The organism is Stutzerimonas chloritidismutans AW-1 (assembly GCF_000495915.1).
Lineage (GTDB): Bacteria > Pseudomonadota > Gammaproteobacteria > Pseudomonadales > Pseudomonadaceae > Stutzerimonas > Stutzerimonas chloritidismutans.
In genome coordinates this window covers 72,737-86,972 of record NZ_AOFQ01000017.1, presented here as the reverse complement: position 1 = coordinate 86,972, position 14,236 = coordinate 72,737, and the positions used below count along the sequence as shown (strand labels likewise).

General features: G+C 64.9%; 13 protein-coding genes. 8 read left to right on the top strand and 5 right to left on the bottom strand.

All coding sequences use genetic code 11. From position 1 onward, the window contains the following. Nucleotides 1–38: 38 nt before the first annotated feature. From glcF to glcD, 3 genes are read right to left on the bottom strand one after another with little or no spacing between them, the layout of a single operon-like run. Nucleotides 39–1,256, bottom strand: coding sequence for a glycolate oxidase subunit GlcF (glcF, locus tag F753_RS31165; protein ID WP_023444557.1), 1,218 nt, complete (start codon nucleotides 1,254–1,256; stop codon nucleotides 39–41). Between the two features lie 6 nt (nucleotides 1,257–1,262). Next, nucleotides 1,263–2,324, bottom strand: coding sequence for a glycolate oxidase subunit GlcE (gene glcE / locus F753_RS31160; protein ID WP_023444556.1), 1,062 nt, complete (start codon nucleotides 2,322–2,324; stop codon nucleotides 1,263–1,265). Further along, on the bottom strand, nucleotides 2,324–3,823 hold the full coding sequence (gene glcD / locus F753_RS31155; RefSeq protein WP_003297908.1) for a glycolate oxidase subunit GlcD: 1,500 nt from the start codon (nucleotides 3,821–3,823) through the stop codon (nucleotides 2,324–2,326). Before glcD ends, glcE begins: the two co-directional genes overlap by 1 nt. Before the next feature lie 237 nt (nucleotides 3,824–4,060). On the opposite strand from glcD, the gene glcC reads away from it, so the two are divergent. The 7 genes from glcC (at nucleotide 4,061) to F753_RS31120 (ending at nucleotide 11,000) form a co-directional block, all read left to right on the top strand. Then, nucleotides 4,061–4,834, top strand: a complete 774-nt coding sequence (gene glcC, locus F753_RS31150; RefSeq protein ID WP_003297910.1) for a transcriptional regulator GlcC — start codon at nucleotides 4,061–4,063, stop codon at nucleotides 4,832–4,834. 114 nt (nucleotides 4,835–4,948) lie between these two features. Then, complete coding sequence (locus tag F753_RS31145; RefSeq protein ID WP_003297912.1) at nucleotides 4,949–5,488, top strand: chorismate--pyruvate lyase family protein; 540 nt, start codon at nucleotides 4,949–4,951, stop codon at nucleotides 5,486–5,488. A 43-nt stretch (nucleotides 5,489–5,531) separates the two neighbouring features. Continuing rightward, nucleotides 5,532–6,425 carry a 4-hydroxybenzoate octaprenyltransferase gene (gene ubiA, locus F753_RS31140; protein ID WP_023444555.1) on the top strand — a complete coding sequence of 298 codons (894 nt, stop codon included), beginning with the start codon at nucleotides 5,532–5,534 and terminating at the stop codon, nucleotides 6,423–6,425. Nucleotides 6,426–6,545: 120 nt separating this feature from the next. After that, on the top strand, nucleotides 6,546–7,235 hold the full coding sequence (gene phoB, locus F753_RS31135) for a phosphate regulon transcriptional regulator PhoB (protein WP_023444554.1): 690 nt from the start codon (nucleotides 6,546–6,548) through the stop codon (nucleotides 7,233–7,235). Between the two features lie 68 nt (nucleotides 7,236–7,303). Continuing rightward, a complete protein-coding gene (gene phoR, locus F753_RS31130) occupies nucleotides 7,304–8,605 on the top strand; it encodes a phosphate regulon sensor histidine kinase PhoR (protein ID WP_023444553.1) in 1,302 nt (433 codons plus the stop codon). 98 nt (nucleotides 8,606–8,703) lie between these two features. Next, the gene (locus F753_RS31125) at nucleotides 8,704–10,047 is read left to right on the top strand and encodes a hemolysin family protein (RefSeq protein WP_023444552.1); all 1,344 of its coding nucleotides are present in this window, start codon (nucleotides 8,704–8,706) and stop codon (nucleotides 10,045–10,047) included. A gap of 191 nt (nucleotides 10,048–10,238) precedes the next feature. Then, a complete protein-coding gene (locus tag F753_RS31120; RefSeq protein ID WP_023444551.1) occupies nucleotides 10,239–11,000 on the top strand; it encodes an outer membrane beta-barrel protein in 762 nt (253 codons plus the stop codon). Between the two features lie 52 nt (nucleotides 11,001–11,052). Here the strand turns inward: F753_RS31120 and F753_RS31115 are convergent, their stop codons facing one another. Then, nucleotides 11,053–11,949: a peptidoglycan DD-metalloendopeptidase family protein gene (locus F753_RS31115; RefSeq protein ID WP_023444550.1), complete on the bottom strand. Its 897-nt coding sequence runs from the start codon at nucleotides 11,947–11,949 to the stop codon at nucleotides 11,053–11,055. A gap of 144 nt (nucleotides 11,950–12,093) precedes the next feature. Further along, nucleotides 12,094–13,002 (bottom strand): response regulator, encoded by a 909-nt coding sequence (locus F753_RS31110; protein WP_023444549.1) that lies wholly within the window; start codon nucleotides 13,000–13,002, stop codon nucleotides 12,094–12,096. Between the two features lie 179 nt (nucleotides 13,003–13,181). Between F753_RS31110 and F753_RS31105 the strand changes: the two genes are divergently transcribed. Further along, complete coding sequence (locus tag F753_RS31105) at nucleotides 13,182–13,994, top strand: universal stress protein (RefSeq protein ID WP_023444548.1); 813 nt, start codon at nucleotides 13,182–13,184, stop codon at nucleotides 13,992–13,994. The last annotated feature ends 242 nt before the right edge of the window (nucleotides 13,995–14,236 follow it).

The following is a 14,236-nucleotide window of genomic DNA, read 5'->3' as shown; positions in this document are numbered from 1 at the left end:
TGGCCGCCCTGACTGGGCGACCGAACCATGAGGCATTGCTACTGCATCGATTCCTCGACCACTTCGATCCAGTGCTTGACCGGCGTGCGGCCGGCGCCATCGAGGTGGGTCTGGCAGCCGATGTTGGCGGTGACGATCACTTCCGGCTTGCCGCTCTCCAGTGCGTTGAGCTTGTTGTCGCGCAGCTGGTGGGAAATCTCCGGCTGGGTGATCGAATAGCTGCCGGCCGAGCCGCAGCACAGGTGCGCATCCGGCACCGCGGTGAGCTGATAGCCCAGACGGGTGAGCACGTCTTCGACCGCGCCGCCGAGCTTCTGTGCGTGCTGCAGGGTGCACGGGCAATGAAAGGCCATGCGCTTGTCGGCGCGCACGTCCAGTTTTTCCAGCTCGGCGCTGCGCAGCACCTCGACCAGGTCCTTGGCCAACTCGCTGACCCGCGCGGCCTTGGCGGCGTAGGCCGGGTCATCCTTGAGCAGATGACCGTATTCCTTGACGAAGGCACCGCAGCCGCTGGCGGTCTGCACGATGGCTTCGGCACCGGCCTCGATGGCCGGCCACCAGGCGTCGATGTTGCGCCGTGCCCGATCCAGGCCGGCCTCCTGGGCATTGAGGTGGTAATCCACCGCGCCGCAGCAGCCGGCTTCGCGCGCCGGACTGACGCTGATGCCCAGGCGGTCGAGCACCCGCGCGGCAGCGGCGTTGGTGCTCGGCGACAGGCTCGGCTGCACGCAGCCTTCGAGCATCAGCACGCGACGGCTGTGCATGACCTGCGGGCGCGGCTTGGCCGGGCGGATTTCGCGCGGCAGGTGATCCTTGAGCGAGGCCGGCATTAGCGGCTTCAGCGCATTGCCGGCGCCCAGCAGCGCCTTGAACAGGCCCGGACGCGGGATCACCGTGCGCAGGCCCCCGCGCACGACTCGCTCGCCCAGCGGGCGCTGCACCTGCTGCTCGATGAAATCGCGGCCGATGTCCAGCAGGTTGTGGTACTTCACGCCGGACGGACAGGTGGTCTCGCAGTTGCGGCAGGTCAGGCAGCGATCCAGGTGCAGCTGGGTGCTTTCGGTCACCTCGCCGCCTTCGAACATCTGCTTCATCAGGTAGATGCGCCCGCGCGGGCCGTCCAGCTCGTCGCCGAGCAGCTGGTAGGTCGGGCAGGTGGCATTGCAGAAACCGCAATGCACGCAGGAGCGCAGGATGCTTTCGGCTTCTTCGGCGCGCGGCAGCTTTTTCGCCGCTTCGCTCAGATTGGTTTGCATACGTCGTCAGACCTCGGAATACATGCGGCCGGGGTTGAAGATCCCCTGCGGGTCCAGCGCGGCCTTGAGCTGGCGGTGATAGCGCAGCAGCGGCGCCGACAGCGGCTGGAACGGATTGGTCGTGGCGCCTTCGCTGAAGCAGGTGGCGTGGCCGCCGACCTCAATGGCGATGCCGCGGATGGTCACCGCGTCGGCATCGGACTTCAGCCAGCGCTGGGCGCCGGCCCAGTCCACCAGCTGATCGCCCGGCAGCTCCAGCGCCGGCGTGTTGTTCGGCAGCGACAGGCGCCACAGCGGGCGCGGGTCGGCAAAGAACGCCAGGCGCTGCTCGCGCAGATCGTTCCAGTAGCCGGGGTCGAGATCCTCGCCACCGATGCGCTCGCGGGCCGCACCAACAGAGCCTTCGCCGCCTTCCAGGCGCAGGTGCAGCGCCTGGCCGTCGTGGCTGGCGGCGCTGATCGGAATCGGCTGCTGGCCCCATTCGGCAAGCTTGAGCAGCGCGCGCTCGAGGTCGATCTCCAGGCGCAGGCTGGTGCACTGGCGCGGCTTGGGCAGTACCTTGAGCGAGACTTCGGTGAGCACGCCGAGGCAGCCGAAGCTGCCGGCCATCAGGCGCGACAGGTCGTAGCCGGCGACGTTCTTCATCACCTCGCCGCCGAAGCGCAGGTGCTTGCCCTGGCCGGTGATGATGCGCGAGCCGAGCACGAAGTCGCGCACCGAACCGCTCCACGGGCGCCGCGGGCCGGACAGCCCGGCGGCGATCATGCCGCCGACGGTGGCGCCTTCGCCGAAGTGCGGCGGCTCGCAGGGCAGCATCTGCCCGGCCTCGTCCAGGGTGGCCTCGAGTTCGGCCAGCGGTGTGCCGGCACGCACGCTCACCACCAGTTCGGTGGGGTCGTAGCTGACGATGCCGCGGTGCTCGCGCACGTCGAGCAGCTGGCCCTCGACCGCGCGACCGAGGAACGCCTTGGTCGCGCCACCCTGAATGCGCAGCGGGGTCTTGGCGGCGAGCGCCTGGTTGACCTGGTCCAGCAACAGCGCGCTGGCGTCGTTGGCGATTACGGACATCAGAAACGCTCCAGTTCGGGGAAAGGCAGCTGACCGTTGTGGATGTGCATGCGGCCGAATTCGGCGCAGCGATGCAGGGTCGGGATGTTCTTGCCGGGGTTGAGCAGCCCGCTCGGGTCGAACGCCGCCTTCACCGCGTGGAACAGGGTCAGCTCGTCGCTGTTGAACTGCGCGCACATCTGGTTGATTTTCTCGCGGCCGACACCGTGCTCGCCGGTGATGCTGCCGCCGACCTCGACGCAGAGTTCGAGGATCTTGCCGCCCAGTTCCTCGGCGCGCTCCAGCTCACCGGGCTGGTTGGCATCGAAGAGGATCAGCGGGTGCATGTTGCCGTCGCCGGCGTGGAACACGTTGGCCACGCGCAGGCCGAACTGCTCGGACAGATCGGAAATGCCCTTGAGCACGCCCGGCAATTCGCGCCGCGGGATGGTGCCGTCCATGCAGTAGTAGTCCGGCGAGATGCGCCCGACCGCCGGGAAGGCGTTCTTGCGTCCGGCCCAGAAACGCACGCGCTCGGCTTCGTCCTTGGCCAGGCGCACTTCGGTGGCACCGGCCAGCTTGAGCACTTCGCTGACGCGGGCGCAGTCGTCATGCACGTCAGCTTCGACGCCATCCAGTTCGCAGAGCAGGATGGCCTCGGCATCCACCGGATAACCGGCGTGGATGAAGTCCTCGGCAGCGCGGATCGACAGGTTGTCCATCATTTCCAGGCCACCGGGGATGATGCCGGCGGCGATGATGTCGCCCACCGCACGACCGGCCTTCTCCACCGAGTCGAAGGCGGCGAGCAGCACCTTGGCCACCTGCGGCTTGGGCAGCAGCTTGACCGTCACCTCGGTGACGATGCCGAGCATGCCTTCGGAGCCGGTGAACAGCGCCAGCAGGTCGAAGCCCGGCGAATCCAGTGCATCGGAACCGAGGGTCATGCGCTCGCCCTCGACGGTGAGGATGTCCACCTTGAGCAGGTTGTGCACGGTCAGGCCGTACTTCAGGCAATGCACACCGCCGGCATTCTCGGCGACGTTGCCGCCGATGGAGCAGGCGATCTGCGATGAGGGGTCCGGCGCGTAGTACAGCTCATAGGGGGCCGCGGCCTGGGAGATCGCCAGGTTGCGCACGCCGGGCTGGACCCGGGCGAAGCGCCCAGCCGGGTCGACTTCGAGAATCTTGTTGAAACGCGCCATGACCAGCAGGATGCCCTGCTCCAGTGGCAGCGCGCCGCCAGACAGGCCGGTACCGGCGCCACGGGCAACCACCGGCACGCCGCGCTGATGGCAGAGCTTGAGCAGCGTCTCGACCTGCTCAATGCGCTCGGGCAGCACCACCAGCAGCGGCGTGGTGCGGTAGGCGGAAAGCCCGTCGCACTCGTAGGGCTTGAGGTCCTCGCTGCGGTGGAGGATGTCCAGATCGGGCAACTGCGCCTGCAGCTCGGCCAGCAGGGCGGCCTTGTCGACCTTGGGCAACGCACCATCGACGCGTTCGTCGTAGAGAATGTTCATGGCAGGTTCCGGTTCTCGTGGGTTGCAGCCAGCGCGAACGACTGCGGTGGAATGACGCATCTTTAACGTCGAAGATGGCCCCCAGTCCATGACCTAGACAACTGGTCCTACCAGTTTTTTGTAGTCGCCCGATGAAAGGCACTACCGAATAGTCCTCCAGACGGTGCTGTTACTGGTATTCAGGCATTCAGGGTAAACTCCCGCCAAACTGGTCCTACCAGTGGGAGAACGAAGGACATGCAGAACGAAAACCACAATGACCGTCGTCAAGTCGCCGATGTCGTCGCCGAGCGTATCGAACGTTTGATCGTCGACGGCGTATTGAAGGTCGGCCAGGCGCTGCCATCGGAACGCCGCCTGTGCGAGAAGCTGGGCATTTCCCGCTCGGCGTTGCGCGAGGGCCTGCGCGTATTGCGTGGACGCGGCATCATCGAGACGTCCCAGGGCCGTGGCTCCTTCGTTGCCGAACTGTCCGGCAACCATGACGCCAGCCCACTGATGCACCTGTTCAACTCGCAACCGCGCACGCTCTATGACCTGCTGGAAGTGCGTGCGCTGCTGGAAAGCGAATCGGCGCGGCTGGCGGCCTTGCGCGGCACCGACGCGGATTTCGTGCTGCTACGCCGCCGCTACGAGGAAATGCTCGCCGCCCACGCCAGCGAAGAGGGCGCCGACCCCCGCGAGCACGCCCGCCTCGACCACGCGTTTCATCTGGCGATCTGCGAGGCCTCGCACAACCCGGTGCTGGTGCACACGCTGCAGTCGCTGACCGACCTGATGCTCAGCACGGTTTTCGCCTCGGTGAACAACCTCTACCACCGACCGGCACAGAAGCGCCAGATCGACCGCCAGCACTCGCGTCTCTATCACGCGGTGATCGAGCGTCTGCCGGAACAGGCCCAGCGTGCGGCACGCGACCATATCCACGGCATTCGCGACAACCTCAAGGAGATCGAGCAGGAGGAGCAGCGCCTGGTGCGCGCCACCATGCGTCTTGAAGGCTGGACCTGAGGCGTATGTAGCGTTTACCGAGCGCGGCTACAGCCTGGCCGGACAGCCCGCACCCGTGCCGCGCCCAAGTCGCATGCTAGACTCGCCGCTCTTTTCCGCTAGCTCTGACGCACCGTGTCCGAAATTCATGACTGGCTAAGTGCCGACCGCCTCCCCTCCCCCCTCGATCCCGCCCTGCACGACTGGCTCTACGTCGACAAGGGCTCGCTCACCCGCCGCCTGACCGAGCTGGCCGATGGCGCCTTCAGCGTGACGCCGCTACACGAAGCCTGGCAGCCCCTGCGCGCCGACGAGTGCGCCGCGCTTGGCGTTCCGGCCGACAGCGAGGGCTGGGTGCGTGAGGTCTATCTGTGCGGTCAAGGCCAGCCCTGGGTGTTCGCCCGCAGCGTCGCCGCGCGAGCGCAGCTGGAGGACTCCGGCCTCGACCTGCAGCGCCTGGGCAATCGTTCCCTGGGTGAGCTGTTGTTCAGCGATCCGCCCTTTGCCCGCGGCACGCTCGAGGCCTGTCATTACCCCGCGCGCTGGCTACCGGATGCGTGCCGTGTCGACGGCCTCTGGGCGCGGCGCTCGTGCTTCCGCCAGAATCGGCTCGGCGTGCTGGTCGCCGAGGTGTTCCTCCCCGAGCTGTGGCAGGCCGCCGCCGTCACGCCCTGAGCGCGCCGCTCTGCATGCCCCCTTCCGCCAAGGAGAGCCGTTGATGTATCTGAAACTGCTGCAATCGTGCAATCGCCTGCACCCGCGCGCCTGGGACTTCATCCAGCTGATGCGCCTGGACCGGCCCATCGGCACCTATCTGCTGTTATGGCCGACGCTGTGGGCGCTGTGGATCGCTGCCGAAGGCGTGCCCAACGCGAAGAACCTGTTCATCTTCGTCACCGGCGTGATCCTCATGCGCGCCGCCGGCTGCGTGGTCAACGACTTCGCCGACCGCAACTTCGATGGCCACGTGCAACGCACCCAGGCGCGCCCCATGGCCACCGGCAAGATCAGCTCGCGCGAGGCCTGGACGCTGTTCGCCGTGCTGGTGGGCCTGAGCTTCGGCCTGGTGCTGCTGACCAACGCGACCACCGTCTACCTGTCCTTCGGCGCCCTGGCGCTGGCCGCCTGCTACCCGTTCATGAAACGCTACACCTTCTATCCGCAGGTGGTGCTCGGCGCGGCCTTCTCCTGGGGCATGCCGATGGCCTTCACCGCGGAGACCGGCAGCCTGCCGCCCGAGGCCTGGCTGTTGTTCATTGCCAATCTGCTGTGGACGGTGGCCTACGACACCTACTACGCCATGGCCGACCGCGAGGACGACCTGAAGATTGGCATCAAGTCCACCGCCATCCTCTTCGGCGAAGCGGACCGCGTCATCATCGTCACCCTGCAGGGCCTGGCGCTGTTCTGCCTGCTCCTTGCCGGCGTGCGCTTCGAGCTAGGCCAGTGGTTCCACCTCGGGCTGGTGGTCGCCGCCGGCTGCTTCGCCTGGGAGTTCTGGAAAACCCAATCGCGCAAACCGCAGATCTGCTTCAAGGCGTTCCTGCACAACCACTGGGCAGGACTGGCGATCTTGGCGGGCATCGTGCTGGACTACGCTACCAAGGCTTAAGCCCAGGCGCGCCGGGCTAGAGCGCCGGAGCACGGCAGCCTGTTGCCGTCTGCCTGTCACATGGCTGCAATAATTCCGTTATCTAATGCCGGACGACAAGAACAGACCCGAGGCTTGACCATGAACGGCAAGAGCATACTGATCGTCGATGACGAGGCGCCGATCCGGGAGATGATCGTCGTCGCCCTGGAAATGGCCGGCTATGACTGTCTCGAAGCAGAGAACACCCAGCAGGCCCACGCGCTGATCATCGACCGCAAGCCGGATCTGATCCTGCTTGACTGGATGCTGCCCGGCACCTCCGGCATCGAACTGGCCCGCCGCCTCAAGCGTGACGAGCTGACCGCCGACACGCCAATCATCATGCTTACCGCCAAGGGTGAAGAGGACAACAAGATTCAGGGTCTGGAAGTCGGCGCCGACGACTACATCACCAAACCCTTCTCACCGCGCGAGCTGGTAGCGCGCCTGAAGGCCGTGCTGCGCCGTGCGACGCCGGTGGACAGCGAGTCGCCGATCGAGATCGGTGGCCTGCTGCTCGACCCGATCAGCCACCGCGTCACCATCGACGGCAAACCGGCCGAGATGGGCCCCACCGAATACCGTCTGCTGCAATTCTTCATGACCCACCAGGAGCGCGCCTACACCCGCAGCCAGCTGCTCGATCAGGTCTGGGGCGGCAATGTCTATGTCGAGGAGCGCACTGTCGATGTGCATATCCGTCGGCTGCGCAAGGCGCTCGGTGAGGCCTACGAGAACCTGGTGCAGACGGTACGCGGCACCGGTTATCGTTTCTCCAGCAAAAGCTGAGCGCGCCGGGTGCGCATGAGTCCCGGCGTCATCCATCCCATCATCGCCACCTCTCTGGAGTGCATCGGTTGAATCAGGACTGGCAAGGAGCCCTCGTGCGTCGCCTGCTGCTTCTGCTGGGCGGCTGCCTGCTGCTGGGACTGCTGACCGGCGAATATGCCTGGGCGCTGGTCCTTGGCCTGAGCGGCTATCTCATCTGGACCCTGCGCCAGCTGCTACGCCTGCAGCGCTGGCTGCACCGTGCCGACCCCGATGAGCCGCCACCGGACTCGGCCGGGATCTGGGGCGATGTGTTCGACAATCTCTACCAGATGCAGCGCCGCGACCTGCGCCTGCGCGGCGAACTGCAAGGCATCATCGATCGCGCCCAGGGCTCTACCGCGGCACTCAAGGATGCGGTGATCATGCTCGACAGCGACGGCAACCTGGAATGGTGGAACCCCGCCGCCAACCGCCTACTGGGGCTCAAGAAGCCGCAGGACGCCGGTCATCCGATCGGCAACCTGGTGCGTCATCCGGCGTTCAAGGAGTACTTCGACGGCGGCAACTACGACCAGCCGCTTGAGCTGGCCTCGCCCGTCGACGACCGCATTCGCCTGCAGTTCAACATCACCCGCTACGGCAACCGCGAGCACCTGCTGCTGGTCCGCGACGTCACCCGCCTGCACCAGCTGGAGCAGATGCGCAAAGACTTCGTCGCCAACGTATCCCACGAGTTGCGCACGCCGCTCACCGTCATCGCCGGCTATCTGGAGACACTGCTGGAAAACGCCGATGCGGTGAACCCGCGCTGGCTCCGGGCGCTGCAGCAGATGAATCAGCAGGCCGGGCGCATGCAGCACCTGCTCAACGACCTACTCCTGCTGGCTCGTCTGGAAACCAGCAGTCGCCCGACCGACAACCAGCCGGTGGCGGTGGGCCTGCTGCTGCAATCGATCATCAGCGATGCCCGCGCACTATCTGGCAGCCGCGGCCACCTGATCAGCCTCGATGCCGACCCGGCGCTGCTGCTCAAGGGCAGCGAGACGGAGCTGCGCAGCGCCTTCTCCAACCTGGTGTTCAATGCGGTGAAGTACACACCCGATGGCGGCAGTGTGCATGTGCGCTGGTGGGCCGACGAGGTCGGTGCGCACCTCAGTGTCGAGGACAGCGGTATCGGTATCGAGCAGAAGCATTTGCCACGCCTGACCGAGCGTTTCTACCGCGTCGACTCCAGCCGTGCCAGCAGCACCGGCGGCACGGGACTGGGGCTGGCCATCGTCAAGCACGTGCTGCTGCGCCACCAGGGCCGCCTGGATATCAGCAGTACACCTGGCCAAGGCAGCCGCTTCTCCTGCCACTTCCAGAACAGCCAGGTGTCCGAACGCTGACCCGCTGCCAGCGCGAGCCGGAAAAATCCCGGCTCATCGCTTGAAAAGCCGGCCCGCCGCCGCCATCCTGTCGCGATCATTGGCTACCCGACCCCTTCATGGACCCCTCCCCCAGTTACGCCGCCTCGTCCTATTTCGCCGATTTCGGTCTGATTCTCTTTGCCCTGTTCCTCGTGCTGCTCAACGGCTTCTTCGTTGCCGCCGAGTTCGCCATGGTCAAGCTGCGCTCCACCAAGGTGGAAGCGATTGCCAGCCGGCACGGCTGGCGCGGGCACATTCTGCGCACCGTTCACGCTCAGCTCGACGCCTACCTTTCGGCCTGCCAGCTAGGCATCACCCTCGCTTCGCTCGGCCTCGGCTGGGTCGGCGAGCCGGCGTTCGCGCACCTGCTCGAACCGCTGCTGGCCAGCATCGGCATCCAGTCCCAGGCGCTGGTGCACGGCATCGCTTTCTTCACTGCCTTCTTCATCATTTCCTACCTGCATATCGTGGTTGGTGAGCTGGCACCGAAGTCCTGGGCGATCCGCAAGCCGGAGCTGCTATCGCTGTGGACGGCCGTTCCGCTGTACCTGTTCTACTGGCTGATGTACCCGGCCATCTACCTGCTCAATGCCAGTGCCAACGCCATTCTGCGCATTGCCGGCCAGGGCGAGCCGGGGGCGCACCACGATCATCACTACAGCCGCGACGAGCTCAAGCTGATCCTGCATTCCAACCGCGCCCGCGACCCCGGCAACCAGCAGATCCAGGTGCTGGCCTCGGCGGTGGAAATGAGCGAGCTGGAAGTCGTTGACTGGGCCAACTCCCGCGAGGACCTGCTGCAACTCGAGCACGATGCGCCGCTGAGCGAGGTCCTCGAGGTCATTCGCCGCCACAAGTACAGCCGCTACCCTGTCTACGACAACCAGCAGGGCGAGTACGTCGGCTTGCTGCACATCAAGGATCTGCTGCTGGCGCTGGCCGCCGATGATCACCTGCCCGAGCACTTCTGCCTGAACGAGCTGCTGCGCCCACTGGAACGGGTGTCCAAGCACATGCCGCTGGCCAGCCTGCTCGAGCAGTTTCGTCAGGGAGGGGCGCATTTCGTACTGGTCGAGGAAGGCGACCACAAGGTGATTGGCTTCCTGACCATGGAAGACGTGCTCGAAGTGCTGGTTGGCGACATCCAGGACGAACATCGCAAGACCGAACGCGGCGTGCTTGCCTACCAGCCCGGCAAGCTGCTGGTCCGCGGCGACACCCCGCTGTTCAAGCTGGAGCGCCTGCTGGAGATCGATCTCGATCACGTCGAGGCTGAAACCCTTGCCGGTCTGGTTTACGAGACGCTGAAACGTGTCCCCGATGAAGACGAAGTGCTTCAGGTCGATGGCCTGCAGATAGTCATCAAGAAGATGCGCGGACCGAAGATCGTCTTGGCCAAGGTTCTTCGTTTTCCGGGATAGAACGCCCGCCATTGCTGGCCAACCATAGTTACCTTTTTATTTACATACCGCTCGCTAATCCTTGATTTACAAGTATTAACGACCGCCCATCGTGATACGCAGAATTATTTTCAGACAGCGCCAGTCCACGCCATAAGCGGCTCGCTTGAGCCGCCACCGATTTCTTATCGAATGACGATGGAGCTTCCCGCATGCGCATCAATGGTTTGACTACCACAACCGCCTTGGCCCTGTGCCTGGCAGCCACCTCTCAGGCTTTCGCTCAATCGGCCACCGGCCCAATCTCCACGTTCGGCGTCATTGGCTCGCACAATCAGTACAAGCTGACCGTGAACGACGAAAGCGACAAGGAGCACCTCAACCAGGGCGGGCTGTACTACAACTTCGGCAACAAGATGACCGGACAGGAAGGCTTCATCTACCAGGCCGGAATCGAAGGTCAGTACCGTGAAAAAGACGATGTGGAATATCTGTCCGCTCGCGCCGATCTCGACCTGGGCCTGCGCGCAGCCCTGAGTACCAACAACTATGTCGACCTGATTGTCGGCGGCGGCTACGACTGGGGACGCATCGAGCAGGATGACGTGCGCGTCGGCATATTCGAGGAAGACGTCAAGCTGACCACCCGCTCGCCATTCGCCAAGGCAGGTATCGGCTACAACTACCTGACGCCCGACTACACCGTGCGCCTTGAAGTGGGCGCCCGCTATTCCATTGAAGCGGACAGCAAGCTGAAGGTTGGCGGCGAAAGCGACACCGTCGACCTCAAGGACAAGGTCAACCCCTACGGTGAGCTGAGCGTGCTGTGGAACAAGGGCATCAACAACATGCCAATCAGCACCAGCCTGTACTACACCCAGACCCGCTACGAGATCGACAGTGACAGCGAGTTTGCCGAAAACAGCAAGCTCAAGCAGGAACAGGTCGGTTTGAAGGTCGGCCTGGCATTCTGAGTTGCTGAAATTGCCGACCTGTCATAAACGGACCGGTGAGCGGCCAGCGCGGCTACTCACCCCCCACGGCGAAATTCGGCAGGCTGTTGACCGGCTGCGAGAAGTCGAAGGGAATCGACTCGATCGCCAGGCCGACGTTGCGCTGCACCACGAAGTGCAGGTGCGGCCCGGTGCTGTTGCCGGTATTGCCGGAACGCGCGATACGCGTACCACTCTCGACGCGCTGTCCCTCGCGCACCGCTACCGACCCTTTCATCAGGTGCAGGTAGACGCCCATGGTGCCGTCGTCATGCATGATGCGCACGAAGTTGCCGGCCGGATTGTTGCCCCGCCCGCTCTGCTCGTTCTCGATCTTCACCACCATGCCGCCGCGCGCGGAGACGATGGGCGTGCCTTCGGGCATGGCGATGTCGACCGCATAGCGGCCCTTCGGCGTGAAATGGCTGTACTGGCCGTTGGCGCCCTGGGTCAGGCGGAACGGACCGCCGCGCCATGGCAGCGGATACTTGTAAGGTTTGGGCAGCAGGCGCGGATCGCCTAAGGCATGGCGAAGCTTGGGCGTGTATTTGAGTGGCTTGCTGGCATCGCGCGGGGCCAGCGTGGCCAGCCGAATCTGACTGCGCGGCGGCAATACCCAACGAATCGGCTTGGCCGGTGCGCCGACGGCATTGACGACGTTTTCCAGCTTCAGCTCGATATCGACCGGCGCGAACAGGTCGTTACGCACCAGCAGCGTCTCGCCCGCCGCGTGCTTGCGGGTTTCCAGTTTGACCTGGGTGTCGAGCTTTTCCACCATGCGGTCACTGAAGACGAAAACCTGCGCGCCAGGCGCAGCCTGGTCGCTGTAGGTCACGACCCCATTGGCGTCGGTGTATTTGTAGATGGTCAGGGCCAGCGCCGGCGTAGCCAGCAGCGGCAGCCCGAGCAACAGAAGAATGCGCCCCAGCATAACGGCAGTTTCTAGTGGTTATAGTGTTGGAGCGGGAAGACTAGCAGTGCCGAAGAACCTGTGCGAGCCACCGACCGTCGGGGTGTGATGCTCGTCAGTTTGTCTGCGTGGCCAGGCGCCGAACGGTCACCTGGCCGGGTCGAATCAGGCGCCTGGAACGAAGTGCCGCTGCGCGGTACCACGGGCGATCAGGCGCGACAGGTAGTCCATCTTCTGCGGATCGCGATCAACGAAGCGGAACGACAGCTGCAGCCACTCGCTGTCGGGCTTGGGTTCGAACGCGGCGACGGCATGCAGGTAGCCATTGAGACGGGCGACCTCACCGCCCTCGCCCTGCTCGAGATCGAGCACGGCGCTTTCCAGCACCTGCGGCAACTGCTCGCCGCGTTTGACCACCAGCAGCGCTTCCTTGAGGCTCAGCGCCTTGATCACGCAGGCGACACTGCCGTTGGCCAGGCGCAACTGGCCCTGCCCGCGACCAGACGCGGCACCGGCTGGTGCGCTGGCAGGCGCTGCACTGGGCTGAATCAGCGGCGAGGCCTTGGCGTCGGCGGCCGGAGCGGCGGGTCGTACCACCTCGGCCTTGCCGCCCGTCAGCGCGGCCAGCGAGTCGTTGGCCATGCCGGTCGCCAGAGTTCGCGTCGGCGCGCTGGCGGCCAGGGCATCCAGCTTGCCGGCGCGGCCGAGGGCCTTGCGTACCTTGCTGGTGAGCTGTTCGTTGGAAAACGGCTTGCCGATGAAATCCGAAACGCCGGCCTGAATGGCCTGTACCACGTTCTCCTTGTCGCCACGGCTGGTGACCATGATGAACGGCGTGGTCTTCAGCGCATCCTGCGTGCGGCACCAGGTCAGCAGCTCCAGACCTGACATCTCCGGCATTTCCCAATCACAGAGGATCAGGTCGAAGCGCTCACGGCTGAGTATTTGCTGGGCCTTGCGCCCGTTGACCGCATCCTCGATGCGAATGCCGGGAAAGTGACTACGGAGCGCCTTCTTCACCAGATCCCTGATAAAGGGCGCGTCATCCACCACCAGCACACTGACCTTGCTCATCCTTAACTCCTGCTCGAATGCCGGCAAGCATAGCCGCAGGATCGGATCGACAAAAGCACGAGTGGCCATTGCCCGTGAAGTTGTTGCGCCCGATCAACCCAGCGACGCGGGTCACGGGCGGGACATGCCCCCGCGGCCACGGCATACTTGCGCCTTTCGCCAGCTTCGCGAGGCCGCCCATGCTTCAGCACAATCGGGTTCAGCACATTCTTGTCGCCCACGATCTCAGCCCGGACGCCGATCTCGCGCTGCAACGTGCCGCCGGCCTGGCGCGCCAGACCGGTGCTCGCATCAGCCTGCTTTACGTACTCGACGAGCGCGACGCCGGGAGCGACGAACAGCAGGCACGCGCACTCCTGCAGCAACGCCTGCAGGAGAACGGGCTGGGTCAGCTCGAACCCTGGATTCGCCGCGGGCAGCCGGTGGAGGAGATCCTCACCCAGGCCGAGGGGCTGGAGGCCGATCTGCTGGTGCTGGGCCGCCATCACAAGGGGTCGAGCCAGGGATTCGCCGGCACCACGCTGGAGCGCGTCATGCTGGAAAGCCGGGCGCCGCTGTTGCTGGCTATCACCCCGGCAGAGGCCCCGTATCATCGCGCCGTGGCTGCGCTGGATTTCTCCCGCTGCGCCACGCGCGCCATGCACTGCGCCTGGGAGTTGCTGGGCGAAGGTGCCGAGCTGCACGCTCTGCACATCGACGAGATGGCCGAAGTACACGGCCCCGATTACGAAGGTCTGTCACTGCAGCAGGAGCTGTTCGACCAGCTGATCGAAGATATCCAGCCGCAGCTGCCGGATACCGGCGCGCTGCTGAGCTACAGCCTGCATCAGGGCGAGCGCAACAATTGCATGGACGAGGCGCTACGCGACCTGCAACCGCAGCTGCTGGCCCTTGGCAGTCACAGCCGCGGTGAACTGAGCAGCGCTCTGCTTGGCAGCCTCGCCCGGCAGTTTATCGACAACCCGCCCTGCGACATCCTGATCGCGCGCTGAAGCGCATCTCTGCCCGCCTGCGCCCGACGGCTCGGGTGCATGCAGGCACAGCATCACTGATCGGCACGCCACCATCAGGTTGCGTCCTTGCAAACCCCTGCTACGTTTAGAGCCAGAACAACAATAAGAAGAAGACGCCCATGAGCCTCGCTTCGACTCGTTTCTGGTCCCGCTTTCCAGCTCCCATCTCTGCGACTTTCCACGACGACGTGATGCCCCGCGCACGAGTGCGTTCGCCGTGC